The sequence below is a fragment of the Escherichia sp. UTM R2 genome (assembly GCF_048593455.1).
Classification (GTDB): Bacteria; Pseudomonadota; Gammaproteobacteria; order Enterobacterales; family Enterobacteriaceae; genus Escherichia; species Escherichia coli.
Genome location: NZ_JBFWDY010000002.1, coordinates 908342 through 932457 on the forward strand (window position 1 = coordinate 908342; position 24116 = coordinate 932457).

General features: G+C 52.7%; 17 protein-coding genes, 3 tRNA genes and 1 pseudogene. 15 read left to right on the forward strand and 6 right to left on the reverse strand.

Annotated features, from left to right (window positions below):
* The first annotated feature begins 59 nt into the window (after positions 1 to 59).
* The 8 genes and pseudogenes from AB4H76_RS05245 to recD all read left to right on the forward strand — a co-directional run bounded on the left by AB4H76_RS05245 (position 60) and on the right by recD (position 13601).
* Positions 60 to 530: a prepilin peptidase-dependent protein gene (locus tag AB4H76_RS05245; protein ID WP_000857051.1), complete on the forward strand. Its 471-nt coding sequence runs from the start codon at positions 60 to 62 to the stop codon at positions 528 to 530.
* Positions 521 to 1084, forward strand: coding sequence for a prepilin peptidase-dependent protein (locus AB4H76_RS05250; protein WP_001144315.1), 564 nt, complete (start codon positions 521 to 523; stop codon positions 1082 to 1084). The genes AB4H76_RS05245 and AB4H76_RS05250 overlap by 10 nt, the downstream gene beginning before the upstream one ends.
* Positions 1081 to 1488 carry a DUF2509 family protein gene (locus AB4H76_RS05255; protein ID WP_001078380.1) on the forward strand — a complete coding sequence of 136 codons (408 nt, stop codon included), beginning with the start codon at positions 1081 to 1083 and terminating at the stop codon, positions 1486 to 1488. Before AB4H76_RS05250 ends, AB4H76_RS05255 begins: the two co-directional genes overlap by 4 nt.
* Positions 1473 to 1796: a prepilin-type N-terminal cleavage/methylation domain-containing protein gene (locus AB4H76_RS05260; RefSeq protein WP_001276460.1), complete on the forward strand. Its 324-nt coding sequence runs from the start codon at positions 1473 to 1475 to the stop codon at positions 1794 to 1796. The genes AB4H76_RS05255 and AB4H76_RS05260 overlap by 16 nt, the downstream gene beginning before the upstream one ends.
* Before the next feature lie 12 nt (positions 1797 to 1808).
* Complete coding sequence (recC, locus tag AB4H76_RS05265) at positions 1809 to 5177, forward strand: exodeoxyribonuclease V subunit gamma (RefSeq protein ID WP_420062577.1); 3369 nt, start codon at positions 1809 to 1811, stop codon at positions 5175 to 5177.
* A 175-nt stretch (positions 5178 to 5352) separates the two neighbouring features.
* On the forward strand, positions 5353 to 8241 hold the full coding sequence (gene ptrA / locus AB4H76_RS05270) for a pitrilysin (protein WP_001138201.1): 2889 nt from the start codon (positions 5353 to 5355) through the stop codon (positions 8239 to 8241).
* Positions 8234 to 11775 (forward strand): annotated as a pseudogene (recB, locus tag AB4H76_RS05275) (exodeoxyribonuclease V subunit beta). Before ptrA ends, recB begins: the two are co-directional and overlap by 8 nt.
* Positions 11775 to 13601 (forward strand): exodeoxyribonuclease V subunit alpha, encoded by a 1827-nt coding sequence (gene recD / locus AB4H76_RS05280; protein ID WP_077492859.1) that lies wholly within the window; start codon positions 11775 to 11777, stop codon positions 13599 to 13601. Before recB ends, recD begins: the two are co-directional and overlap by 1 nt.
* Before the next feature lie 61 nt (positions 13602 to 13662).
* On the opposite strand, the gene argA is transcribed toward recD, so the two are convergent.
* On the reverse strand, positions 13663 to 14994 hold the full coding sequence (argA, locus tag AB4H76_RS05285) for an amino-acid N-acetyltransferase (RefSeq protein WP_000237947.1): 1332 nt from the start codon (positions 14992 to 14994) through the stop codon (positions 13663 to 13665).
* A 231-nt stretch (positions 14995 to 15225) separates the two neighbouring features.
* Between argA and amiC the strand changes: the two genes are divergently transcribed.
* Complete coding sequence (gene amiC, locus AB4H76_RS05290) at positions 15226 to 16479, forward strand: N-acetylmuramoyl-L-alanine amidase AmiC (RefSeq protein WP_000016907.1); 1254 nt, start codon at positions 15226 to 15228, stop codon at positions 16477 to 16479.
* Between the two features lie 73 nt (positions 16480 to 16552).
* On the opposite strand, the gene AB4H76_RS05295 is transcribed toward amiC, so the two are convergent.
* The 3 genes from AB4H76_RS05295 to AB4H76_RS05305 form a co-directional block, all read right to left on the reverse strand.
* A tRNA-Met gene (locus AB4H76_RS05295) sits at positions 16553 to 16629 on the reverse strand.
* 33 nt (positions 16630 to 16662) lie between these two features.
* Positions 16663 to 16739: transfer RNA gene (locus AB4H76_RS05300), tRNA-Met, on the reverse strand.
* A 33-nt stretch (positions 16740 to 16772) separates the two neighbouring features.
* Positions 16773 to 16849: transfer RNA gene (locus AB4H76_RS05305), tRNA-Met, on the reverse strand.
* Positions 16850 to 17057: 208 nt separating this feature from the next.
* Between AB4H76_RS05305 and mltA the strand changes: the two genes are divergently transcribed.
* On the forward strand, positions 17058 to 18155 hold the full coding sequence (mltA, locus tag AB4H76_RS05310) for a murein transglycosylase A (RefSeq protein WP_000678646.1): 1098 nt from the start codon (positions 17058 to 17060) through the stop codon (positions 18153 to 18155).
* Positions 18156 to 18393: 238 nt separating this feature from the next.
* Positions 18394 to 19200, forward strand: coding sequence for a tRNA cyclic N6-threonylcarbamoyladenosine(37) synthase TcdA (gene tcdA, locus AB4H76_RS05315; protein WP_001425990.1), 807 nt, complete (start codon positions 18394 to 18396; stop codon positions 19198 to 19200).
* Between the two features lie 50 nt (positions 19201 to 19250).
* Here the strand turns inward: tcdA and csdE are convergent, their stop codons facing one another.
* Together csdE and csdA are read right to left on the reverse strand one after the other, a co-directional pair.
* Positions 19251 to 19694, reverse strand: a complete 444-nt coding sequence (gene csdE, locus AB4H76_RS05320) for a cysteine desulfurase sulfur acceptor subunit CsdE (RefSeq protein ID WP_000184261.1) — start codon at positions 19692 to 19694, stop codon at positions 19251 to 19253.
* Positions 19694 to 20899: a cysteine desulfurase CsdA gene (gene csdA, locus AB4H76_RS05325; RefSeq protein WP_001300698.1), complete on the reverse strand. Its 1206-nt coding sequence runs from the start codon at positions 20897 to 20899 to the stop codon at positions 19694 to 19696. Before csdA ends, csdE begins: the two co-directional genes overlap by 1 nt.
* Positions 20900 to 21090: 191 nt before the next feature.
* Here csdA and AB4H76_RS05330 point away from each other — a divergent pair, with 191 nt between their 5' ends.
* The 4 genes from AB4H76_RS05330 (at position 21091) to rlmM (ending at position 24093) form a co-directional block, all read left to right on the forward strand.
* Positions 21091 to 21318 carry a YgdI/YgdR family lipoprotein gene (locus AB4H76_RS05330; RefSeq protein WP_001400939.1) on the forward strand — a complete coding sequence of 76 codons (228 nt, stop codon included), beginning with the start codon at positions 21091 to 21093 and terminating at the stop codon, positions 21316 to 21318.
* Between the two features lie 350 nt (positions 21319 to 21668).
* A complete protein-coding gene (gcvA, locus tag AB4H76_RS05335; RefSeq protein WP_000044401.1) occupies positions 21669 to 22586 on the forward strand; it encodes a glycine cleavage system transcriptional regulator GcvA in 918 nt (305 codons plus the stop codon).
* Between the two features lie 18 nt (positions 22587 to 22604).
* Positions 22605 to 23000: a DUF423 domain-containing protein gene (locus AB4H76_RS05340; RefSeq protein WP_000203905.1), complete on the forward strand. Its 396-nt coding sequence runs from the start codon at positions 22605 to 22607 to the stop codon at positions 22998 to 23000.
* Positions 22993 to 24093, forward strand: coding sequence for a 23S rRNA (cytidine(2498)-2'-O)-methyltransferase RlmM (gene rlmM / locus AB4H76_RS05345; RefSeq protein ID WP_001045520.1), 1101 nt, complete (start codon positions 22993 to 22995; stop codon positions 24091 to 24093). Before AB4H76_RS05340 ends, rlmM begins: the two co-directional genes overlap by 8 nt.
* Positions 24094 to 24116: the final 23 nt, after the last annotated feature.

Genomic DNA, 24116 nt, shown 5'->3' on the forward strand with positions numbered 1-24116 from the left:
GCGCCGAAGAAATAGAAACTGGCCCTCGTCTTTTTTTCTCCTCGCTCCATACTGCCGGCATGAAAACACAACGTGGTTATACGCTGATTGAAACGCTGGTCGCGATGCTGATTTTGGTCATGCTAAGCGCAAGTGGACTCTATGGCTGGCAATACTGGCAGCAGTCGCAACGGCTATGGCAAACCGCCAGCCAGGCGCGGGACTATTTGCTCTATTTACGTGAAGATGCCAACTGGCATAACCGCGACCACAGTATCAGCGTTATCAGGGAGGGGACGTTATGGTGCCTTGTGAGTTCCGCTGCTGGGGCCAATACCTGTCATGGCAGTTCACCATTGGTCTTTGTGCCACGCTGGCCCGAAGTCGAAATGAGCGACCTGACACCTTCGCTTGCTTTCTTTGGCCTGCGCAATACCGCATGGGCCGGGCATATTCGCTTCAAAAACTCAACGGGCGAGTGGTGGCTGGTGGTTTCGCCGTGGGGAAGACTCCGGCTTTGTCAGCAAGGAGAAACAGAAGGATGCCTGTAAAAGAGCAAGGTTTTTCTCTGCTGGAAGTGTTGATTGCTATGGCGATCAGTAGCGTATTGTTGCTGGGGGCGGCACGCTTTCTGCCTGCGTTACAGCGTGAAAGTTTAACGAGCACCCGTAAGCTGGCGCTGGAAGATGAAATCTGGCTGCGGGTATTTACCGTCGCGAAGCATCTCCAGAGGGCGGGTTATTGTCATGGCATCTGTACCGGCGAAGGGCTGGAAATTGTCGGACAGGGTGACTGTGTCATTGTGCAGTGGGATGCGAACAGTAACGGTATCTGGGATCGCGAACCGGTAAAAGAGTCCGACCAGATTGGATTTCGTCTGAAGGAGCATGTGCTGGAAACGCTACGCGGTGCGACATCCTGTGAAGGTAAGGGCTGGGATAAAGTCACTAATCCGGATGCCATCATTATCGACACTTTTCAGGTCGTACGTCAGGATGTCAGCGGCTTCTCGCCGGTGTTGACGGTTAATATGCGTGCTGCCAGTAAGTCTGAACCGCAAACCGTGGTGAATGCCAGCTATAGCGTGACAGGATTCAACCTGTGAACCGCGAAAAGGGTGTTTCGTCACTGGCTCTGGTCCTGATGCTGCTGGTTTTGGGTAGTTTGCTATTACAAGGAATGAGCCAACAGGATCGCAGTTTTGCCTCTCGCGTGAGCATGGAAAGTCAGTCATTGCGCCGCCAGGCCATCGTTCAGTCGGCGCTGGCGTGGGGAAAAATGCACTCCTGGCAGACGCAGCCAGCAGTTCAGTGCTCGCAGTACGCTGAAACCGATGCCCAGGTTTGTTTGCGTTTACTGGCAGATAATGAAGCCTTATTGATTGCCGGTTATGAAGGCGTTTCGTTGTGGCGAACAGGCGAAGTCATTGATGGAAACATTGTTTTTTCGCCACGCGGCTGGAGCGATTTTTGTCCGCTGAAAGAGAGGGCGTTATGTCAGCTTCCCTGAAGAATCAACAAGGCTTTAGCCTGCCGGAGGTAATGTTGGCGATGGTGTTGATGGTGATGATTGTCACTGCGTTATCGGGTTTCCAGCGAACATTAATGAACAGTCTTGCCAGCAGAAACCAGTACCAACAGCTCTGGCGGCATGGCTGGCAGCAAACGCAACTGCGCGCGATTTCGCCACCTGCCAACTGGCAGGTCAACCGAATGCAGACATCGCAGGCGGGATGTGTCAGCATCAGCGTTACGCTAGTTTCACCCGGGGGCAGAGAAGGCGAGATGACCCGCCTGCATTGCCCGAATCGTCAGTAGTCAGGAGCCGCTATGTTAAGGGTCTACCATTCCAATCGTCTGGACGTGCTGGAAGCGTTGATGGAGTTTATTGTCGAACGCGAACGGCTGGACGATCCTTTCGAACCAGAGATGATTCTGGTGCAAAGTACCGGTATGGCACAGTGGCTGCAAATGACCCTGTCGCAAAAGTTTGGTATTGCGGCAAACATTGATTTTCCGCTGCCAGCGAGCTTTATCTGGGATATGTTCGTCCGGGTGTTACCGGAAATCCCCAAAGAGAGCGCCTTTAACAAACAGAGCATGAGCTGGAAACTGATGACTCTGCTGCCGCAATTGCTGGAGCGCGAAGACTTTACCCTGTTGCGGCATTATCTGACTGACGATAGCGACAAGCGAAAACTGTTCCAGCTTTCCTCAAAAGCGGCGGACCTGTTTGACCAGTATCTGGTCTATCGTCCGGACTGGCTGGCACAGTGGGAAACAGGACATTTGGTTGAAGGGCTGGGAGAAGCACAGGCCTGGCAAGCCCCGTTGTGGAAGGCGCTGGTGGAATATACCCATCAACTCGGGCAACCGCGCTGGCACCGCGCCAATCTCTATCAGCGCTTTATCGAAACGCTGGAGTCCGCGACGACCTGCCCGCCGGGGTTACCTTCGCGCGTCTTTATATGCGGTATTTCCGCGTTACCGCCTGTTTATCTCCAGGCGCTACAGGCGCTGGGTAAACATATTGAAATCCATCTCCTGTTTACCAACCCCTGCCGTTATTACTGGGGCGATATTAAAGATCCTGCTTATCTGGCGAAACTGCTGACCCGTCAGCGTCGACACAGTTTTGAAGATCGCGAATTGCCGCTATTTCGTGATAGCGAAAATGCCGGGCAGCTCTTTAACAGCGATGGTGAACAGGATGTCGGCAACCCGCTGCTGGCTTCATGGGGTAAGCTTGGGCGCGACTACATTTATCTCCTTTCTGACCTGGAGAGCAGCCAGGAGCTGGACGCCTTTGTCGATGTCACGCCAGATAACCTGCTGCATAACATTCAGTCTGACATTCTGGAACTGGAAAACCGCGCCGTTGCTGGTGTGAACATCGAAGTGTTTTCCCGTAGCGATAACAAACGCCCGCTTGATCCACTGGATAGCAGTATCACCTTCCACGTTTGCCATAGCCCGCAGCGTGAAGTTGAAGTTTTACACGATCGCCTGCTGGCGATGCTGGAGGAAGACCCGACACTTACTCCGCGCGACATCATCGTGATGGTGGCTGATATCGACAGCTACAGTCCGTTTATTCAGGCTGTGTTTGGTAGCGCACCTGCGGATCGTTACCTACCTTACGCCATTTCCGACCGTCGTGCGCGGCAGTCACATCCGGTACTGGAAGCGTTTATCAGCCTGTTATCACTGCCTGACAGTCGTTTTGTGTCAGAGGATGTGCTGGCGTTGCTGGATGTGCCGGTGCTGGCGGCGCGGTTTGACATCACCGAAGAAGGGCTGCGTTATTTACGCCAGTGGGTCAACGAATCCGGCATTCGTTGGGGCATAGATGACGACAACGTTCGCGAGCTGGAACTCCCCGCCACCGGACAACACACCTGGCGATTTGGCCTGACGCGTATGTTGTTGGGCTACGCGATGGAGAGCGCGCAGGGCGAGTGGCAATCGGTTCTACCTTATGATGAATCGAGCGGCTTAATTGCAGAACTGGTGGGGCATCTGGCTTCACTGCTAATGCAGCTAAACATCTGGCGTCGCGGGCTGGCACAGGAGCGTCCGCTGGAAGAGTGGTTGCCGGTTTGTCGCGATATGCTCAACGCCTTCTTCCTGCCGGATGCGGAAACCGAAGCGGCGATGACGCTGATCGAACAACAATGGCAGGCGATTATCGCCGAAGGTTTAGGTGCGCAGTATGGCGACGCGGTGCCGCTGTCACTATTGCGTGATGAACTGGCACAGCGTCTGGATCAAGAACGTATCAGCCAGCGTTTTCTCGCCGGACCGGTTAACATTTGTACTCTGATGCCAATGCGTTCAATTCCGTTCAAAGTGGTTTGCCTGCTGGGAATGAACGACGGCGTTTATCCACGTCAGCTTGCGCCATTGGGCTTTGACCTGATGAGCCAGAAACCGAAGCGTGGCGACCGTAGCCGTCGCGATGACGACCGCTATCTGTTCCTGGAAGCGTTAATTTCCGCGCAGCAAAAACTCTATATCAGCTATATCGGTCGTTCCATTCAGGATAACAGTGAGCGTTTCCCGTCGGTACTGGTGCAGGAACTGATCGACTACATCGGGCAAAGTCATTATCTACCGGGCGATGAAGCGCTCAACTGTGATGAAAGCGAGGCAAGGGTAAAAGCGCATCTTACTTGCCTCCATACCCGGATGCCGTTTGATCCGCAAAACTACCAGCCAGGCGAACGACAAAGCTATGCTCGTGAATGGCTACCTGCGGCCAGCCAGGCTGGTAAAGCACATTCTGAATTTGTTCAGCCGCTGCCGTTTACCTTACCGGAAACCGTGCCGCTGGAAACGCTACAACGATTCTGGGCACATCCGGTGCGGGCGTTCTTCCAGATGCGTTTGCAGGTGAACTTCCGTACTGAAGACAGCGAAATCCCAGACACCGAGCCATTTATTCTGGAAGGGCTTAGCCGTTATCAAATCAATCAGCAGTTATTGAATGCACTGGTTGAGCAGGATGATGCCGAACGCTTGTTCCGCCGCTTCCGGGCGGCAGGGGATTTACCGTATGGCGCTTTTGGTGAAATTTTCTGGGAAACACAGTGCCAGGAGATGCAGCAGCTTGCCGACAGAGTCATTGCCTGTCGCCAGCCGGGGCAGAGTATGGAAATTGATCTCGCCTGCAACGGTGTGCAGATAACTGGCTGGTTGCCGCAGGTGCAGCCGGATGGCCTGTTGCGCTGGCGTCCCTCTTTATTAAGTGTGGCGCAGGGAATGCAACTTTGGCTGGAACACCTTGTCTACTGTGCCAGCGGTGGTAATGGTGAAAGTCGCCTTTTTCTACGCAAAGACGGCGAGTGGCGTTTTCCGCCGCTTGCAGCCGAACAGGCTTTGCATTACCTCTCACAACTGATTGAGGGGTATCGTGAAGGGATGTCCGCGCCATTGCTGGTGTTACCTGAAAGTGGCGGCGCGTGGCTAAAAACCTGTTATGACGCGCAAAACGATGCCATGCTGGATGACGATTCCACGTTGCAAAAAGCCCGTACGAAATTCCTTCAGGCTTACGAAGGCAACATGATGGTGCGTGGCGAAGGTGATGATATCTGGTATCAAAGGCTCTGGCGGCAATTAACACCAGAGACAATGGAGGCCATCGTTGAACAGTCGCAACGTTTCCTGTTACCGCTGTTTCGCTTTAATCAGTCATGAGTGCTGTATAAAAATTGCGCAATCTATCCGCTTACTTTATGATGCGCACCAGTCACGGACTGATGGTTATATAAACATAGGCTGACTCGTGCAGCACAAGATTAAATTCTGGCAGATGATTTGCGTTAACGTGTTGAATCTGGACAGAAAATTAAGTTGATTATGAGGTCCGTGAATGCCCCGCAGCACCTGGTTCAAAGCATTATTGTTGTTAGTTGCCCTTTGGGCACCCTTAAGTCAGGCAGAAACGGGATGGCAGCCGATTCAGGAAACCATCCGTAAAAGTGATAAAGATAACCGCCAGTATCAGGCTATACGTCTGGATAACGGTATGGTGGTCTTGCTGGTTTCTGATCCGCAGGCAGTTAAATCGCTCTCGGCGCTGGTGGTGCCCGTTGGGTCGCTGGAAGATCCCGAGGCGTACCAGGGGCTGGCACATTACCTTGAACATATGAGTCTGATGGGGTCGAAAAAGTACCCGCAGGCTGACAGTCTGGCCGAATATCTCAAAATGCACGGCGGTAGTCACAATGCCAGCACTGCGCCGTATCGCACGGCTTTCTATCTGGAAGTTGAGAACGACGCCTTGCCTGGTGCGGTAGACCGCCTGGCCGATGCTATTGCTGAACCTTTGCTCGACAAGAAATATGCCGAACGTGAGCGTAATGCGGTGAACGCTGAATTAACCATGGCGCGTACGCGTGACGGGATGCGCATGGCACAGGTCAGCGCAGAAACCATTAACCCGGCACACCCCGGTTCAAAGTTTTCTGGTGGTAACCTCGAAACTTTAAGCGACAAACCTGGTAATCCGGTGCAGCAGGCGCTGAAAGATTTCCACGAGAAGTACTATTCCGCCAATTTGATGAAGGCGGTTATTTACAGTAATAAACCGCTGCCGGAGTTGGCAAAAATGGCGGCGGACACCTTTGGTCGCGTGCCGAACAAAGAGAGCAAAAAACCGGAAATCACCGTGCCGGTAGTCACCGACGCGCAAAAGGGCATTATCATTCATTACGTCCCTGCGCTGCCGCGTAAAGTGTTGCGCGTTGAGTTTCGCATCGATAACAACTCAGCGAAGTTCCGTAGTAAAACCGATGAATTGATTACCTATCTGATTGGCAATCGCAGCCCAGGTACACTTTCTGACTGGCTGCAAAAGCAGGGATTAGTTGAGGGCATTAGCGCCAACTCCGATCCTATCGTCAACGGCAACAGCGGCGTATTAGCGATCTCTGCGTCTTTAACCGATAAAGGCCTGGCTAATCGCGATCAGGTTGTGGCGGCAATTTTTAGCTATCTCAATCTGTTACGTGAAAAAGGCATTGATAAACAATACTTCGATGAACTGGCGAATGTGCTGGATATCGACTTCCGTTATCCGTCGATCACCCGTGATATGGATTACGTCGAATGGCTGGCAGATACCATGATTCGCGTTCCTGTTGAGCATACGCTGGATGCAGTCAATATTGCCGATCGGTACGATGCTAAAGCAGTAAAGGAACGTCTGGCGATGATGACGCCGCAGAATGCGCGTATCTGGTATATCAGCCCGAAAGAGCCGCACAACAAAACGGCTTACTTTGTCGATGCGCCGTATCAGGTCGATAAAATCAGCGCACAAACTTTCGCCGACTGGCAGAAAAAAGCCGCCGACATTGCGCTCTCTTTGCCAGAGCTTAACCCTTATATTCCTGATGATTTCTCGCTGATTAAGTCAGAGAAGAAATACGACCATCCAGAGCTGATTGTTGATGAGTCGAATCTGCGCGTGGTGTATGCGCCAAGCCGTTATTTTGCCAGCGAGCCCAAAGCTGATGTCAGCCTGATTTTGCGTAATCCGAAAGCCATGGACAGCGCCCGCAATCAGGTGATGTTTGCGCTCAATGATTATCTCGCAGGGCTGGCGCTTGATCAGTTAAGCAACCAGGCGTCGGTTGGTGGCATAAGTTTTTCCACCAACGCTAACAACGGCCTTATGGTTAATGCTAATGGTTACACCCAGCGTCTGCCGCAGCTGTTCCAGGCATTGCTCGAGGGGTACTTTAGCTATACCGCTACGGAAGATCAGCTTGAGCAGGCGAAGTCCTGGTATAACCAGATGATGGATTCCGCAGAAAAGGGTAAAGCGTTTGAGCAGGCGATTATGCCCGCGCAGATGCTCTCGCAAGTGCCGTACTTCTCGCGAGATGAACGGCGTAAAATTTTGCCCTCCATTACGTTGAAAGAGGTGCTGGCCTATCGCGACGCCTTAAAATCAGGGGCTCGACCAGAGTTTATGGTTATCGGCAACATGACCGAGGCCCAGGCAACAACGCTGGCACGCGATGTGCAAAAACAGTTGGGCGCTGATGGTTCAGAGTGGTGTCGAAACAAAGATGTAGTGGTCGATAAAAAACAATCCGTCATCTTTGAAAAAGCCGGTAACAGCACCGACTCCGCACTGGCAGCGGTATTTGTACCGACTGGCTACGATGAATACACCAGCTCAGCCTATAGCTCTCTGTTGGGGCAGATCGTACAGCCGTGGTTCTACAATCAGTTGCGTACCGAAGAACAATTGGGCTATGCCGTGTTTGCGTTTCCAATGAGCGTGGGGCGTCAGTGGGGCATGGGCTTCCTTTTGCAAAGCAATGATAAACAGCCTTCATTCTTGTGGGAGCGTTACAAGGCGTTTTTCCCAACCGCAGAGGCAAAATTGCGAGCGATGAAGCCAGATGAGTTTGCGCAAATCCAGCAGGCGGTAATTACCCAGATGCTGCAGGCACCGCAAACGCTCGGCGAAGAAGCATCGAAGTTAAGTAAAGATTTCGATCGCGGCAATATGCGCTTCGATTCGCGTGATAAAATCGTGGCCCAGATAAAACTGCTGACGCCGCAAAAACTTGCTGATTTCTTCCATCAGGCGGTGGTCGAGCCGCAAGGCATGGCTATTCTGTCGCAGATTTCCGGCAGCCAGAACGGGAAAGCCGAATATGTACACCCTGAAGGCTGGAAAGTGTGGGAGAACGTCAGCGCGTTGCAGCAAACAATGCCCCTGATGAGTGAAAAGAATGAGTGATGTCGCCGAGACACTAGATCCTTTGCGCTTGCCCTTACAGGGTGAGCGCCTGATTGAAGCCTCTGCCGGCACAGGCAAAACCTTTACGATTGCGGCGCTCTATTTGCGCCTGTTACTTGGACTAGGCGGTTCCGCCGCCTTTCCCCGCCCGCTGACCGTTGAAGAACTGCTGGTGGTCACCTTTACCGAGGCTGCCACGGCAGAATTGCGTGGTCGTATCCGTAGCAATATCCACGAGTTGCGCATCGCCTGTCTGCGTGAAACCACCGACAATCCACTGTACGAACGCCTGCTGGAAGAGATCGACGATAAAGCGCAAGCCGCGCAGTGGTTGTTGTTAGCCGAACGGCAGATGGATGAAGCGGCAGTCTTTACTATTCACGGTTTTTGCCAGCGCATGCTCAACCTGAATGCCTTTGAATCCGGTATGCTGTTTGAGCAGCAGCTGATTGAAGATGAGTCTCTGCTACGCTACCAGGCCTGCGCCGATTTCTGGCGTCGCCACTGCTACCCGCTGCCGCGTGAAATAGCCCAGGTCGTCTTTGAAACCTGGAAAGGGCCGCAGGCGTTGCTGCGCGATATTAATCGTTATCTGCAAGGCGAAGCGCCGGTTATCAAAGCACCGCCGCCCGATGATGAAACGCTGGCTTCCCGCCACGCGCAAATTGTGGCGCGTATTGATACGGTAAAACAGCAGTGGCGCGACGCAGTGGGTGAACTGGATGCGCTGATCGAATCTTCTGGTATTGATCGACGCAAGTTTAACCGTAGCAATCAGGCTAAATGGATCGACAAGATCAGCGCCTGGGCAGAAGAAGAGACCAACAGTTATCAGTTGCCAGAGTCGCTGGAAAAATTCTCCCAGCGTTTCTTAGAAGATCGCACGAAAGCCGGGGGGAAACCCCGCGACATCCACTGTTTGAGGCGATCGATCAACTGCTTGCAGAACCATTGTCGATCCGCGATCTGGTGATCACCCGCGCATTGGCTGAGATCCGCGAAACAGTAGCGCGTGAAAAACGCCGCCGTGGCGAATTGGGTTTTGATGACATGTTAAGTCGGCTCGATTCCGCGCTGCGTAGCGAAAGCGGTGAGGTGTTGGCAGCGGCGATCCGTACGCGATTCCCGGTGGCAATGATCGATGAATTTCAGGATACCGACCCCCAGCAGTACCGAATTTTTCGCCGTATCTGGCACCATCAGCCGGAAACCGCATTGTTGCTGATTGGCGACCCGAAGCAGGCCATATATGCATTCCGGGGTGCGGATATCTTCACTTATATGAAGGCGCGTAGCGAAGTTCACGCCCACTACACTTTAGACACCAACTGGCGTTCCGCACCAGGAATGGTGAACAGCGTGAATAAGCTTTTCAGCCAGACTGATGACGCGTTCATGTTTCGCGAAATACCGTTTATTCCAGTGAAATCAGCCGGGAAAAATCAGGCGTTACGTTTTGTATTTAAAGGTGAAACACAGCCTGCGATGAAAATGTGGCTGATGGAAGGCGAAAGCTGCGGCGTTGGCGATTATCAAAGTACCATGGCGCAGGTATGTGCTGCGCAAATCCGCGACTGGCTACAAGCCGGACAGCGGGGCGAAGCGTTGCTGATGAACGGCGACGACGCGCGTCCGGTGCGTGCTTCGGACATCAGTGTGCTGGTGCGCAGCCGCCAGGAGGCCGCCCAGGTGCGCGATGCCTTAACGTTGCTGGAAATCCCTTCCGTTTACCTTTCGAACCGCGACAGTGTTTTTGAAACTCTGGAAGCGCAGGAAATGCTTTGGTTGTTGCAGGCGGTGATGACGCCCGAACGTGAGAACACCCTGCGTAGTGCGCTGGCAACGTCAATGATGGGGCTGAACGCGCTGGATATCGAAACGCTGAACAATGACGAACATGCGTGGGATGTGGTAGTCGAAGAGTTCGATGGTTATCGGCAAATCTGGCGCAAACGTGGCGTTATGCCGATGCTGCGGGCGCTGATGTCGGCGCGTAACATTGCTGAAAACTTGCTGGCAACGGCAGGCGGTGAGCGGCGTCTTACCGATATCTTGCATATCAGCGAACTGCTACAAGAAGCCGGAACGCAGCTGGAAAGTGAACATGCGCTGGTACGCTGGTTATCGCAACATATCCTCGAGCCAGACAGTAATGCCTCCAGCCAACAAATGCGTCTCGAAAGTGATAAACATCTGGTGCAGATTGTCACGATCCACAAATCGAAAGGGCTGGAATATCCATTGGTCTGGCTGCCGTTTATCACCAATTTCCGCGTCCAGGAGCAGGCGTTTTATCACGATCGCCACTCGTTTGAGGCAGTTCTGGATCTTAATGCTGCGCCAGAAAGCGTCGACCTCGCGGAGGCCGAACGTCTGGCGGAAGATCTGCGTTTGCTTTACGTGGCGCTGACACGTTCGGTTTGGCATTGCAGTCTCGGCGTTGCACCGCTGGTGCGCCGTCGTGGCGATAAAAAAGGTGACACCGACGTCCACCAAAGTGCGCTCGGGCGTTTGCTGCAAAAAGGGGAACCGCAAGATGCGGCAGGGCTTCGCACCTGTATTGAAGCGTTATGCGATGATGATATTGCCTGGCAAACGGCACAAACTGGTGATAACCAACCCTGGCAGGTTAATGATGTTTCTACAGCAGAGCTGAATGCGAAGACGTTACAACGATTGCCCGGCGATAACTGGCGCGTCACCAGCTACTCTGGTTTGCAACAGCGTGGTCACGGTATCGCCCAGGATTTGATGCCTCGGCTGGATGTCGATGCTGCAGGCGTTGCCAGCGTCGTTGAAGAACCGACGTTAACACCACATCAGTTTCCGCGCGGTGCGTCACCGGGGACGTTCTTGCACAGTTTGTTTGAAGACCTGGATTTTACCCAGCCGGTTGACCCGAACTGGGTGCGGGAAAAACTGGAACTCGGCGGCTTTGAATCGCAGTGGGAACCGGTATTGACCGAGTGGATCACGGCTGTCCTCCAGGCACCTCTCAATGAAACCGGCGTAAGCCTGAGTCAACTTTCCGCCCGCAATAAACAGGTGGAGATGGAGTTTTATCTGCCGATTAGTGAACCGCTTATCGCCAGTCAGCTTGATACGTTAATCCGCCAGTTTGACCCGCTATCCGCAGGCTGCCCGCCGCTGGAGTTCATGCAGGTACGTGGCATGTTAAAAGGCTTTATCGACCTGGTGTTCCGCCACGAAGGGCGTTATTACCTGCTCGACTATAAATCCAACTGGTTGGGTGAAGACAGTTCGGCTTACACCCAACAGGCTATGGCAGCGGCAATGCAGGCACACCGCTATGATCTGCAATATCAGCTTTATACCCTGGCGCTGCATCGTTATCTGCGCCATCGCATTGCTGATTACGACTATGAGCACCACTTTGGCGGCGTTATTTATCTGTTCCTGCGTGGCGTTGATAAAGAACATCCGCAACAGGGGATTTACACAACCCGACCCAACGCCGGGTTGATTGCCCTGATGGATGAGATGTTTGCCGGTATGACCCTGGAGGAGGCGTAATGAAATTGCAAAAGCAATTACTGGAAGCTGTGGAGCACAAACAGCTACGCCCGCTGGATGTGCAATTTGCCCTGACCGTGGCGGGAGATGAACATCCTGCCGTCACCCTCGCGGCGGCACTGTTAAGTCATGATGCCGGAGAGGGACACGTTTGTTTGCCGCTTTCACGACTGGAAAATAACGAGGCGTCGCATCCGCTGTTGGCGACCTGTGTCAGTGAAATCGGTGAGCTACAAAATTGGGAAGAATGCTTGCTGGCTTCTCAAGCGGTCAGCAGGGGAGATGAACCCACGCCGATGATCCTCTGTGGCGATCGTCTTTATTTGAATCGCATGTGGTGTAACGAGCGCACAGTGGCACGCTTTTTCAACGAAGTGAATCATGCCATTGAGGTTGATGAAGCTCTACTGGCGCAAACCCTGGACAAACTTTTTCCAGTAAGCGATGAAATTAACTGGCAAAAAGTTGCGGCGGCAGTGGCGCTGACGCGGCGGATCTCGGTGATTTCCGGCGGCCCTGGCACCGGTAAAACGACCACCGTAGCGAAGTTGCTGGCAGCGTTAATTCAAATGGCCGACGGCGAACGCTGCCGTATCCGTCTGGCTGCACCAACGGGTAAAGCTGCCGCGCGCTTAACCGAATCTCTCGGCAAGGCTTTGCGACAGTTACCGCTGACCGATGAACAAAAGAAACGCATTCCGGAAGATGCCAGCACTTTGCACCGATTGCTGGGCGCGCAGCCGGGTAGCCAGCGTTTACGTCATCATGCCGGTAACCCGCTGCATCTTGATGTGCTGGTGGTAGATGAAGCGTCAATGATCGATCTGCCTATGATGTCGAGACTGATCGACGCCTTGCCCGATCATGCGCGAGTGATCTTTCTCGGCGATCGTGATCAACTGGCCTCGGTTGAGGCTGGGGCTGTGCTGGGCGATATCTGCGCTTATGCCAACGCGGGCTTTACCGCCGAGCGTGCCAGGCAGCTAAGCCGCCTGACGGGGACTCACGTTCCGGCAGGAACCGGCACAGAAGCGGCATCTTTGCGCGACAGTCTCTGCCTGCTGCAAAAAAGCTATCGTTTCGGCAGCGATTCTGGCATTGGTCAGTTAGCTGCGGCGATCAACCGTGGTGATAAAACGGCAGTGAAAACCGTTTTTCAGCAGGATTTTACTGATATCGACAAACGGCTTTTACAGAGCGGCGAAGATTATATTGCGATGCTTGAGGAAGCTCTTGCGGGTTACGGACGTTATCTGGATCTGCTGCAAGCGCGTGCCGAGCCGGATTTAATCATTCAGGCGTTCAATGAGTACCAGCTTTTGTGCGCCCTGCGGGAAGGGCCGTTTGGCGTGGCTGGACTGAATGAGCGAATTGAGCAGTTTATGCAACAGAAGCGCAAAATTCATCGTCATCCGCACTCTCGTTGGTACGAAGGTCGACCGGTGATGATTGCCCGTAATGACAGCGCGCTTGGGTTGTTTAATGGCGATATCGGTATTGCGCTGGATCGCGGGCAGGGGACGCGCGTCTGGTTTGCGATGCCGGACGGCAATATTAAGTCTGTGCAACCGAGTCGCTTGCCAGAGCACGAAACTACGTGGGCGATGACGGTACATAAATCGCAGGGATCGGAGTTCGACCATGCGGCGTTGATTTTGCCGAGCCAACGCACGCCGGTAGTAACGCGAGAGCTGGTTTATACCGCGGTGACCCGCGCGCGTCGCCGTCTGTCGCTGTATGCCGATGAGCGCATATTAAGTGCGGCAATCGCCACTCGTACTGAGCGGCGCAGTGGTCTGGCGGCGTTGTTTAGTTCACGGGAATAAACGTAATTGCCGGATGCGACGTACGAGTGTTACGCATGTCGCATCCGACGATTTTCATCGCTTACCCTAAATCCGCCATCAACACTTTGGATTTACGCTGGTAGTTGTACAACTGCTTTTTGCTCTCGGGCAGTAAATCAATATCCACTGGGGTAAATCCACGTTCCTGGAACCAGTGAATACTGCGCGTGGTCAGCACAAACAATTTGCTTAAGCCGCTCTGCTTCGCCTGAGCGGCAATGCGTTCCAGCAGAACTTCACCCCTTGATGAACTGCGGTAATCCGGGTGAACTGCCACACAGGCCATTTCCCCAATCTTCTCTTCCGGGAACGGATAGAGCGCGGCGCAGGCAATAGTCGTGTTATCGCGCTGAATAATGGTGAATTTGTCGATTTCCATCTCCAGCTGCTCGCGAGAACGGCGTACCAGAATACCTTGCTGCTCCAGTGGGCGAATCAACTCCAGAATACCGCCAATATCGTTGATTGTTGCGCGACGAATCTGCTCGGCGCTTTCCATCACAATCTGCGTACCGATACCGTCGCGTGAGAACAACTCTTGCAACAGCGCGCCATCTTCCTGATAACTGATTAAATGACAGCGACGCACGCCGCTGCGGCAGGCTTTCACTGCGCCACGCAAAAAGCGCACCGTACCGGAGTTGTAATCGCCTTTCTCTTCCTGGGCTTCTACCCGCGCTTGCGCTTCGTTAGGGAAAAGTTCGGAGACAATATCACCGTCGTCATTAGTGACGCCCTGGGAAGAGCAAAAACCAATCATCTTTTCAGCTTTCAGTTTGATGGCCAGTTGAGTGGCAATCTCTTCCGAGGTCAGGTTAAAGCTCTCGCCAGTGACTGAAACAGCGACCGGCCCCATTAGCACTATTGCACCGCTGTCCAGTTGACGATGGATCGCGTCTTCATCAATCCGCCGGATACGCCCGCTATGGCAGTAATCCACGCCGTCATCGACGCCCAGCGGCTGGGCAATAATAAAATTGCCACTGACGACGTTGATATGCGCGCCCTGCAGCGGCGTGTTATTGAGACTCATCGACAGGCGAGCAGTAATATCCAGTTGCAATGTTCCCGCAGCCTGCTTCACCAGTTCCAGTGTTTTGGCGTCGGTCACACGTATATTCTTGTGATACAGCGGTTCGTGGTGATGCGCAGCCAGATTTGCGTCGATCTGCGGACGTGCGCCATAGACCACCACCAGACGGATGCCGAGGCTGTGCAACAACCCGATATCATTAACGATACTGGAGAAATTCTCATGCTCAATGGCTTCACCGCCGAGCATGATGACAAACGTTTTTCCCCGGTGGGTATTGATATAGGGAACCGAATGGCGGAATCCCTCGACCAACTCGGTTTTACGTTCCTTTACCACGGCACACCTCTTTGCATGATTATTCGAAATTATTGTATTTTTATTCTGTTTTTTCGCAGGGTGCAAGTGTAAATTTTATGCGAGAGCGACTTTTTTATCAGTAATGCCGTGAATATAAAAAGAATGTTTACCGTTTATTAGATGACAGATTATGCGTCTTTCGCTAAAGTTTCCGGTCAAATTAGTCGTTTACTTGTTACACAGCTTAGATTTCTTTTGCTCGGGAGAGGCATGTCAGGATCCAACACTGCAATCAGCCGTCGTCGTTTACTGCAAGGCGCGGGTGCCATGTGGCTATTGAGCGTAAGTCAGGTCAGTCTGGCTGCGGTCAGCCAGGTCGTGGCGGTGCGCGTCTGGCCTGCGTCCAGCTACACCCGCGTGACGGTGGAATCAAATCGTCAGCTGAAATATAAGCAGTTCGCGTTGAGTAACCCTGAACGCGTGGTGGTGGATATCGAAGATGTAAACCTGAACTCGGTACTCAAGGGGATGGCGGCACAAATTCGTGCAGACGACCCGTTCATCAAGTCGGCGCGCGTCGGGCAATTTGACCCGCAAACCGTACGGATGGTTTTTGAATTAAAGCAAAACGTAAAACCGCAGCTGTTTGCCCTTGCGCCGGTCGCCGGGTTTAAAGAGCGTCTGGTGATGGACCTCTATCCGGCCAATGCACAGGATATGCAGGACCCGCTGCTGGCGCTGCTGGAGGATTACAACAAAGGCGACCTCGAAAAGCAGGTGCCGCCAGCGCAAAGTGGTCCACAACCGGGTAAAGCAGGGCGCGATCGTCCGATTGTCATTATGCTTGACCCTGGCCACGGTGGCGAAGACTCCGGTGCGGTGGGGAAATACAAAACGCGCGAAAAAGATGTGGTATTGCAAATAGCTCGCCGTTTGCGCTCTCTGATCGAGAAAGAGGGCAATATGAAGGTGTACATGACGCGCAATGAAGACATCTTCATTCCATTGCAAGTGCGCGTAGCAAAAGCCCAGAAACAGCGTGCTGACCTGTTTGTCTCTATCCATGCCGACGCCTTTACCAGTCGTCAGCCGAGCGGTTCCTCTGTGTTTGCGCTCTCAACCAAAGGTGCAACCAGTACTGCGGCAAAATATCTGGCACAAACCCAGAACGCCTCGGACTTGATTGGTGGCGTGAGCAAAAGCGGTGACCGCTATGTCGACCACACCATGTTCGATATGGTACAGTCGCTGACCATTGCCGACAGCCTGAAGTTTGGTAAAGCGGTACTGAATAAGCTCGGTAAAATCAACAAGCTGCATAAAAATCAAGTTGAACAGGCCGGGTTTGCCGTACTAAAGGCACCAGATATTCCCTCCATTCTGGTCGAAACGGCGTTTATCAGTAACGTTGAGGAAGAGCGTAAACTGAAAACGGCGACTTTCCAGCAGGAAGTTGCGGAGTCTATTCTTGCGGGGATTAAAGCGTATTTTGCCGATGGGGCGACGCTGGCGAGAAGGGGATGATAAAAAGGCGCTGATTGGCGCTTTTTTATGGGAGACCAGAAACAAAAAAACACCCGTTAGGGTGTTCAATAATTGGTTGCGGGGGCCGGATTTGAACCGACGACCTTCGGGTTATGAGCCCGACGAGCTACCAGGCTGCTCCACCCCGCGTCACCGTACTGCTTTTACTTCATCAAATTTGATTGGTTGCGGGGGCCGGATTTGAACCGACGACCTTCGGGTTATGAGCCCGACGAGCTACCAGGCTGCTCCACCCCGCGTCACCGTACTGCTTTACTTCATCAAATTTTAATTGGTTGCGGGGGCCGGATTTGAACCGACGACCTTCGGGTTATGAGCCCGACGAGCTACCAGGCTGCTCCACCCCGCGTCCGTGGATGCGCACTATACTCCGCTCGCGTTTTCATGCAACCTTTTTTTTACCCCGATCACGGATTTGGCATGATTTTGAACAAAAACAAATCACTAAAGCCTATTTTTTGTGCAAAATTTGCGTCAGGGAGAGGCTGCTCATTTCATTAAACGCGGCGGTTTGTTATCTTCGTTGCGCCTTATTTTTTAACCTGAAGAAGAGAACAATGAAAGGACGTTGGGTAAAGTACCTTCTTATGGGCACGGTTGTGGCAATGCTTGCCGCCTGCTCTTCCAAACCAACCGATCGCGGACAGCAATATAAAGACGGGAAATTTACCCAGCCTTTCTCTCTGGTGAACCAGCCAGATGCCGTTGGCGCGCCGATTAACGCCGGTGATTTTGCCGAGCAAATTAACCATATCCGTAATTCGTCACCGCGTCTGTATGGCAACCAGAGTAATGTTTATAACGCGGTGCAAGAGTGGCTGCGCGCAGGCGGTGATACCCGCAATATGCGCCAGTTCGGCATTGATGCCTGGCAGATGGAAGGTGCCGACAACTATGGTAACGTGCAGTTTACAGGCTATTACACGCCGGTAATTCAGGCGCGCCATACCCGCCAGGGCGAGTTCCAGTATCCTATTTACCGTATGCCGCCAAAACGTGGTCGTCTGCCGTCTCGTGCGGAGATCTACGCGGGGGCATTGAGTGATAAATATATTCTCGCTTACAGTAACTCCCTGATGGATAACTTCATTATGGATGTGCAGGGTAGTGGGTATATCGACTTTGGTGATGGCAGTCCGCTTAACTTTTTCAGCTATGCAGGGAAAAACGGTCATGCCTATCGCAGCATCGGTAAGGTGTTGATCGACCGTGGCGAAGTGAAAAAAGAAGATATGTCGATGCAGGCGATTCGTCACTGGGGCGAAACACACAGTGAAGCGGAGGTTCGCGAGCTGCTGGAACAGAACCCGTCTTTCGTTTTCTTTAAACCGCAATCTTTTGCACCGGTGAAAGGGGCAAGTGCGGTGCCGCTGGTTGGTCGCGCGTCAGTTGCCTCTGATCGTTCCATTATTCCGCCAGGTACTACCTTGCTGGCAGAAGTGCCGTTGCTGGATAATAACGGCAAATTTAATGGTCAGTACGAACTGCGTCTGATGGTGGCGCTGGATGTCGGTGGTGCAATCAAAGGCCAACACTTCGATATCTATCAAGGGATCGGGCCGGAAGCCGGACACCGCGCAGGTTGGTACAACCACTATGGACGTGTCTGGGTGCTGAAAACCGCCCCGGGCGCAGGTAACGTCTTTAGCGGCTGATGTGATATTCTGTATGCCGTTTTTACGGATATGACAGGGTGAGGGGTAACCTCACATCCTGATTATTGACTAAGTGCGCGTTGTTCATGCCGGATGCGGCGTGAACGCCTTATCCGGCCTACAAATCATGCAAATCCAAAATATTGCAGGAGTTATGTAGGCCTGATAAGCGTAGCGCATCAGGCATTTATGCGTTTAGGGTGAGGGATAACCTCGCCCTTTTTAATTCTGAGGTGCTATGTCTGTGGTAATTAGTGATGCATGGCGTCAGCGTTTTGGTGGCACAGCGCGTCTGTATGGTGAAAAAGCGTTGCAACTGTTTGCTGACGCGCATATTTGTGTGGTTGGTATCGGTGGTGTCGGTTCCTGGGCGGCGGAAGCGCTGGCGCGCACGGGGATTGGCGCAATCACGCTTATCGATATGGATGATGTGTGCGTCACCAATACCAATCGGCAAATTCATGCCCTGCGCGATAACGTTGGGCTGGCAAAAGCGGAAGTTATGGCGGAGCGTATTCGCCAGATTAACCCGGAGTGCCGTGTAACGGTGGTGGATGATTTCGTGACGCCGGATAACGTAGCGCAGTATATGAGCGTGGGTTATTCGTACGTGATTGATGCCATTGATAGTGTACGGCCCAAAGCGGCGCTGATTGCTTATTGTCGGCGCAATAAAATCCCACTGGTCACAACCGGTGGCGCGGGTGGGCAGATTGAACCGACGCAGATTCAGGTTACCGATCTGGCGAAAACGATTCAGGACCCGCTGGCGGCGAAGTTGCGCGAGCGCCTGAAAAGCGATTTTGGCGTAGTGAAAAACAGTAAAGGTAAGCTCGGCGTGGATTGCGTGTTTTCTACTGAAGCGCTGGTGTACCCGCAGTCAGACGGTACGGTGTGTGCGATGAAAGCCACGGCAGAAGGGCCGAAGCGGATGGATTGTGCATCTGGATTTGGCGCGGCAACGATGGTGACCGCCACCTTTGGGTTTGTTGCGGTTTCTCATGCGCTGAAGAAGATGATGGCGAAAGCGGCGCGTCAGGGTTAAACAATCAGGTCGGATGAGACGCGAACGTCTTATCCGACCCGGTTCTGTGCTTAAACCTGCTTCGTCGCAGCGATAATCGCCTCGCTTAACGCATTTAACCCCTGGCTGCGTGAGGCGCTAAGCTGCGCACGTAATCCCAGCTCATCAAACAATGCCAGTGGTGACTGTGCCTGCAACTCGGCGGCGGTTTTCCCCTCAACGGCAGTCAACAACACCGCCAGCAGGCCGCGCACAATGCGCCCTTCGCTGTCGCCAAAGAAATGCATTTTGCCGTTTTCAGCCACTGTATATCCCAGCCAGACGCGGTTTTCGCATCCGGCAATCTCTTTAGCCTGCGCTTTTAACTCGTCTGGCAATGCCGGAAGCTGTTTCCCCAGCATGATCAACTGGCGATATTTATCTTCCCATTGCGTCAACGGTGCGAAGGTATTGCGTAACGTTTCTGCGGTTACGGTTGTGCCGAACGGATGTCCGGCGAATTGCGGGTTTGTCATTAATCCACCAATAATTCCAGCGCGCGGTCAACGGCATTCACCAGCGCATCCACATCACTCTTTGTATTATATGGCGCAAAAGAGGCGCGCAGTGTGCCGGTTACGCCTAATTCTGCCAGTAGCGGCTGAGCGCAATGCTGCCCGGCCCGCAGGGCAATACCGTACTCCGCCAGCAGCGTCACCATATCGCTATGATGAACGCCAGCAAAATCAAAGGCCAGCAGGCTGGAATCCTGGCAGCGGAATGAACGAAAGCCGGGACGTTTCGCCAGCGCATCTTCCGCCAGCGTTGCTAAGCTACGGCTCCAGCTTTCGGCCTGGTTGATATCGTAATCTGCCAGCCATTCCAGCGCCGCGCTTAATCCTATGACACCAGCGACATTTGGCGTTCCAGCTTCCAGTTTCCACGGCGCAGATTGAGTCGTGAAGCCGTCAAAACTCACTTCGTGAACCATTTTGCCGCCGCCCAGCCAGGGCGACATCGCCTCCAGCAGTTCTGATTTACCATACAGCACGCCGATACCTGTCGGGCCATACAGTTTGTGACCTGAAAAAGCATAGAAATCAATATCCAGTTGCTGAACATCCGCGGGGAAATGCACTGCCCCCTGAGCACCATCAACCATCACCACCATCCCGGCTGAATGAGCAAAGGTAATCGCTCGCGCCAGATCCGGGCAACCGCCAGTAACGTTCGACATCTGACCCAACGCCAGAATCCGACTACGGGGAGTAATCAGTTCTGGCAACAAATCGACATCCGGCAGTCGCTGCGCATTAAGCGGCAATTTCACCACTTTGGCTCCAGTTTGTTGGGCGACCATCAGCCAGGGGACGAGGTTGGCGTGGTGTTCTGCCACGCTGACAATAATCTCATCGCCCGGTTGCAGACGCGGACGCGCATAGCATTGTGCCACCATGTTGATGGATTCAGTGGTGCCGCGCGTCCAGACGATAGTTTTATCATCCGGTGCATTCAGTAATTGCGCCACTTTCTCTCGTGCAGCTTCATAACGCGCGGTCAGGCGTTGGGCTTCGGCAAACTGGCTGCGATGGACGTTTCCGGCGCTCAGACTGTAAAACTGTTGGGTGGCTTCAACCACGGCTTCAGGTTTAAGCGCGGTCGCGGCGCTGTCGAGATAGACGCCCGCATCCTGTAGTGCGGGAAACTGGGCGCGAAACTGCGCGGGATTAAAAACGTTCATGGTACTCCTCGGCTTGATGCACCGATCGTGACGCAAAATTCACTTTGATACAAGGAGAGTGCTAACCATCAGAATTATCTGGATATCCTGGCGAAGCCGCGTAAGTAACATATGCTGAATAGTGTTAGGCGTTAATTTTAGCCTGTTAATCAATACTATTAAGATTTATTAATCGCTTTAAGGAGAAGATGATGAAAAAGACTGCCGCAATTATTTCTGCCTGTATGCTGACTTTTGTCCTGAGCGCCTGTTCCGGTTCGAACTATGTGATGCACACCAATGACGGACGTACCATCGTCTCTGACGGCAAACCACAGACTGATAACGATACCGGTATGATTTCGTATAAAGACGCTAATGGCAACAAACAGCAGATCAACCGTACTGACGTGAAAGAGATGGTCGAACTGGATCAGTAATTCGCGATCGCAAGGTAAAAAAAAGCACCGCAATTAGGCGGTGCTACATTAATCACTATGGACAGACAGGGTAAATGTACAGGAAGTGAAAAAAGGTAGCTTTGCTACCATGGTCTGAATCGCAGACCAATTGCAAACACAACAACACAACATCACAACCGTAAGCCAAAAGTTCACCAGAACACGCATTCCGATAAAACTTTTCGTTCCGGCTCAGGAAGTGCCGCCACTATAGGTATTTGCTGGTAGAAGCTCAACGGACAATTTATAATGGCTCAGATTAAAAAAACTAATAGGTTACACAGTGTGATCTAATTGTTAAATTCATTTAACATCAAAGTTTAAAAGCCATGTCTAAACGATTACCACCGCTAAATGCCTTACGAGTTTTTGATGCCGCAGCACGCCATTTAAGTTTCACTCGCGCAGCAGAAGAGCTTTTTGTGACCCAGGCCGCAGTAAGTCATCAAATCAAGTCTCTTGAGGATTTTTTGGGGCTAAAACTGTTCCGCCGCCGTAATCGTTCACTCCTGCTGACCGAGGAAGGGCAAAGCTATTTCCTCGATATCAAAGAGATATTTTCGCAATTAACCGAAGCGACGCGTAAACTCCAGGCCCGTAGCGCCAAGGGGGCGTTGACGGTCAGTTTACTCCCCAGTTTCGCCATTCATTGGTTGGTTCCGCGACTTTCCAGCTTTAATTCAGCTTATCCGGGAATTGACGTTCGAATCCAGGCGGTTGATCGTCAGGAAGATAAGCTGGCGGATGATGTTGATGTGGCGATATTTTATGGTCGGGGCAACTGGCCGGGGCTACGGGTGGAAAAACTGTACGCCGAATATTTATTGCCGGTGTGTTCGCCGCTACTGCTGACTGGCGAAAAACCCTTGAAGACCCCGGAAGATCTGGCTAAACATACGTTATTACATGATGCTTCGCGCCGTGACTGGCAGACATATACCCGACAGTTGGGGTTAAATCATATCAACGTTCAGCAAGGGCCAATTTTTAGCCATAGCGCCATGGTGCTGCAAGCGGCTATCCACGGGCAGGGAGTGGCGCTGGCAAATAACGTGATGGCGCAATCTGAAATTGAAGCCGGACGTCTTGTTTGCCCGTTTAATGATGTTCTGGTCAGTAAAAACGCTTTTTATCTGGTTTGTCATGACAGCCAGGCAGAACTGGGTAAAATAGCCGCCTTTCGCCAATGGATCCTGGCGAAAGCCGCTGCTGAACAAGAAAAATTCCGCTTTCGTTATGAACAATAATTTACGTAGGGTACGACCATGACCAGCCGTTTTATGCTGATTTTCGCCGCCATTAGCGGCTTCATTTTTGTGGCTCTGGGCGCTTTTGGCGCGCATGTGTTAAGTAAAACCATGGGGGCCGTTGAGATGGGCTGGATCCAGACCGGCCTCGAATACCAGGCGTTTCATACGCTGGCGATCTTAGGTCTGGCGGTGGCAATGCAGCGTCGCATCAGTATCTGGTTTTACTGGAGTAGCGTTTTCCTCGCGTTAGGCACGGTGCTGTTCAGCGGCAGCCTTTATTGCCTGGCACTGTCCCATCTGCGTTTGTGGGCGTTTGTCACTCCGGTTGGCGGCGTGAGCTTCCTTGCGGGCTGGGCGTTAATGTTAGTTGGTGCTATCCGTTTAAAGCGCAAGGGCGTAAGTCATGAATAAGGTTGTATTGCTGTGCCGTCCGGGCTTTGAAAAAGAGTGCGCCGCAGAAATTACCGATAAAGCCGGCCAGCGGGAAATTTTCGGTTTTGCCCGCGTGAAAGAGAATGCGGGTTATGTCATTTATGAATGTTATCAACCTGATGATGGCGATAAGTTAATCCGTGAGCTGCCGTTCAGTTCATTAATTTTTGCCCGCCAGTGGTTTGTGGTGGGGGAACTCCTGCAGCATTTGCCGCCAGAAGATCGTATTACCCCCATTGTCGGCATGTTACAGGGTGTAGTAGAGAAGGGCGGTGAACTGCGTGTTGAAGTTGCCGATACCAACGAAAGCAAAGAGTTGCTGAAATTCTGCCGTAAATTCACCGTGCCGCTACGCGCTGCCTTGCGCGATGCCGGGGTGCTGGCGAACTATGAAACGCCGAAGCGTCCGGTAGTGCATGTATTCTTCATTGCACCAGGCTGCTGCTATACCGGTTACTCATACAGCAACAATAATTCGCCGTTCTATATGGGCATTCCGCGCCTGAAATTTCCGGCAGATGCGCCGAGTCGTTCCACGCTCAAACTGGAAGAGGCATTTCATGTGTTTATTCCTGCGGATGAGTGGGATGAACGCCTGGCGAACGGGATGTGGGCGGTGGATTTGGGCGCTTGCCCTGGCGGCTGGACCTACCAACTGGTGAAGCGCAACATGTGGGTTTATTCCGTCGACAACGGCCCGATGGCGCAAAGTCTGATGGATACCGGACAGGTGACGTGGCTGCGGGAAGACGGTTTCAAATTCCGTCCGACGCGCAGCAATATCTCCTGGATGGTATGCGATATGGTTGAAAAACCGGCGAAAGTTGCGGCATTGATGGCGCAGTGGCTGGTTAATGGCTGGTGTCGTGAAACCATTTTCAACCTCAAACTGCCGATGAAAAAACGCTACGAAGAAGTGTCACACAATCTGGCGTATATTCAGGCACAGCTTGATGAACATGGCATAAATGCTCAGATTCAGGCGCGGCAGTTGTATCACGATCGCGAAGAAGTGACGGTGCACGTCCGCCGCATCTGGGCTGCGGTGGGGGGGCGTCGCGACGAGCGATAACAGGCAAGGCCGGGGCGTCGTCT

What these genes read in the sequence shown, in the direction of transcription:
- ptrA (WP_001138201.1), top strand. Translation starts at nt 5,353, where the DNA reads ATGCCCCGCAGCACCTGGTTCAAAGCATTATTGTTGTTAGTTGCCCTT.
- gcvA (WP_000044401.1), top strand. Translation starts at nt 21,669, where the DNA reads ATGTCTAAACGATTACCACCGCTAAATGCCTTACGAGTTTTTGATGCC.
- tcdA (WP_001425990.1), top strand. Translation starts at nt 18,394, where the DNA reads ATGTCTGTGGTAATTAGTGATGCATGGCGTCAGCGTTTTGGTGGCACA.
- recC (WP_420062577.1), top strand. Translation starts at nt 1,809, where the DNA reads ATGTTAAGGGTCTACCATTCCAATCGTCTGGACGTGCTGGAAGCGTTG.
- csdE (WP_000184261.1), bottom strand. Translation starts at nt 19,694, where the DNA reads ATGACAAACCCGCAATTCGCCGGACATCCGTTCGGCACAACCGTAACC.
- AB4H76_RS05250 (WP_001144315.1), top strand. Translation starts at nt 521, where the DNA reads ATGCCTGTAAAAGAGCAAGGTTTTTCTCTGCTGGAAGTGTTGATTGCT.
- csdA (WP_001300698.1), bottom strand. Translation starts at nt 20,899, where the DNA reads ATGAACGTTTTTAATCCCGCGCAGTTTCGCGCCCAGTTTCCCGCACTA.
- amiC (WP_000016907.1), top strand. Translation starts at nt 15,226, where the DNA reads ATGTCAGGATCCAACACTGCAATCAGCCGTCGTCGTTTACTGCAAGGC.
- AB4H76_RS05245 (WP_000857051.1), top strand. Translation starts at nt 60, where the DNA reads ATGAAAACACAACGTGGTTATACGCTGATTGAAACGCTGGTCGCGATG.
- AB4H76_RS05340 (WP_000203905.1), top strand. Translation starts at nt 22,605, where the DNA reads ATGACCAGCCGTTTTATGCTGATTTTCGCCGCCATTAGCGGCTTCATT.
- recD (WP_077492859.1), top strand. Translation starts at nt 11,775, where the DNA reads ATGAAATTGCAAAAGCAATTACTGGAAGCTGTGGAGCACAAACAGCTA.
- AB4H76_RS05330 (WP_001400939.1), top strand. Translation starts at nt 21,091, where the DNA reads ATGAAAAAGACTGCCGCAATTATTTCTGCCTGTATGCTGACTTTTGTC.
- rlmM (WP_001045520.1), top strand. Translation starts at nt 22,993, where the DNA reads ATGAATAAGGTTGTATTGCTGTGCCGTCCGGGCTTTGAAAAAGAGTGC.
- AB4H76_RS05260 (WP_001276460.1), top strand. Translation starts at nt 1,473, where the DNA reads ATGTCAGCTTCCCTGAAGAATCAACAAGGCTTTAGCCTGCCGGAGGTA.
- mltA (WP_000678646.1), top strand. Translation starts at nt 17,058, where the DNA reads ATGAAAGGACGTTGGGTAAAGTACCTTCTTATGGGCACGGTTGTGGCA.